At 66.7% G+C, this 1,422-nt stretch carries 3 protein-coding genes; 1 reads left to right on the forward strand and 2 read right to left on the reverse strand.

The window, feature by feature from the left end:
• Positions 1 to 341: NAD(P)-binding domain-containing protein (locus tag AC1DQP_RS20450; protein ID WP_478052426.1), on the reverse strand; the 341-nt coding region annotated here is incomplete at its 3' end.
• Positions 338 to 565: a hypothetical protein gene (locus AC1DQP_RS20455; protein ID WP_256774039.1), complete on the reverse strand. Its 228-nt coding sequence runs from the start codon at positions 563 to 565 to the stop codon at positions 338 to 340. The genes AC1DQP_RS20455 and AC1DQP_RS20450, both read right to left, overlap by 4 nt.
• Before the next feature lie 141 nt (positions 566 to 706).
• Here AC1DQP_RS20455 and AC1DQP_RS20460 point away from each other — a divergent pair.
• Positions 707 to 1,422: LysR family transcriptional regulator (locus AC1DQP_RS20460; RefSeq protein WP_478052427.1), on the forward strand; the 716-nt coding region annotated here is incomplete at its 3' end.

Here is a 1,422-nt window from a genome sequence, read left to right on the forward strand (position 1 = left end):
TCGGCCTGCACCGCCTGCAACAGGGCATCGCCGCAGCGGTCGGTCACCCGGCCGCGGTTGTTCGGGCCGCCCATCGCATCGACCACGGCCGCCCGCCTGCGGCGCCGCGTGCCGATGCGCTCGGCCACGGTGCGGGCCGAGCCGTCGTCGCCGAGGGAGCCGAGCAGGGTTTCCAGCCCGGGCTCGTCGGCGAACTGTTCCTGCAGGGCGGCCAGCCGAGCGGGGTCGCGGCTGACTACCAGAACCGGGCTGCCGGCCTCCAGCAGCGCAGCCACGATGCCCTGGCCGACACTCCCGGTGCCGCCCAAGACCAGGACCTCGGGGGCCAGCGTCCCACTCATGGGACTTTCACTCCCGCCGCCGGGATAATCCCAATCCGGCCCAGTCGGTCGCCATGGCGGGCGCCGAGCTGCAGACTGCCGCCGCGCTGCAGGTTGGCCGGTGGGGTGAACTCACGGAAAGCCTTGTGGGAGAAGCCGGAGGGGCGCCTCTCTACGGTCATCGCCAGTTCCAGCGGGGCCTTGCGGCCGCTGAGCACGCGGCCAAGAATGTTCCGCAACCACATGGTTGACGTCCTTCGTTTCGGGAATGGCGCCAGATTAGTCCTCAAATTGCTACTTGATTAGTCCGGATTAAGGGGAATAATCATCCCGTTCCCGGCACAATCTATCGGGCAACCTACCCCTCCCCGACTTCGGACCCCGTCATGGCACACGATCTCAACGACACGCTGATCTTCGTCAAAGTGGTCGAGCAAGGCAGTTTCATCGCCGCGGCCACTGCACTTGGCCTGCCCAAGACCACCGTCAGCCGCAAGGTGCAGGAACTGGAAACGCGGCTTGGCGCGCGCCTGCTGCACCGGACCACCCGCCGGCTGGGCCTGACCGAGGCCGGGTCGGTCTACCACGAGCATTGCCAGCGCATCGCACGCGAGCTGGAAGAAGCCGAAGGCGCGGTCAACCAGCTGCAGTCCGGCCCACGTGGCTGGCTGCGTTTCACCGTGCCCTACTCGATCGGCATCACCTGGATCGCACCGCTGCTGGGCGAATTCCATGCGCAATATCCGGAAATCCAGCTGGACATGCACCTGGGCAACGAGAAGCTGGACCTGATCGCCGGCGAAGCCGACCTTGCCTTGCGCGTGGGCACCCTGCCCGACTCCAACCTGGTGGCGCGCAAGCTTGGCAGCCTGCGCACGCAGGTGTTCGCCAGCCCGGCCTACATCGAACGCTATGGCGAGCCGCTGCATCCGGACGAGCTGCAGTTCCATCGCATCCTGGCGATGCGCAAGGCACGCAACCTCAACAACAACCGGTTCTTCTGGCAGCTGGGCGAAAACGGTGGTGACCTGCGCGATTTCCCGGTCAATCCGCTGCTGGTCGCCAATGACCCCTCGGCGTTGAACGGCGCGCTGGTGTGCGG

This window comes from Stenotrophomonas sp. P5_A8 (genome assembly GCF_056400545.1).

Excerpts from the sequence above, each read along its gene's own strand:
- AC1DQP_RS20455 (WP_256774039.1), bottom strand. The coding sequence starts at position 565 with ATGTGGTTGCGGAACATTCTTGGCCGCGTGCTCAGCGGCCGCAAGGCC.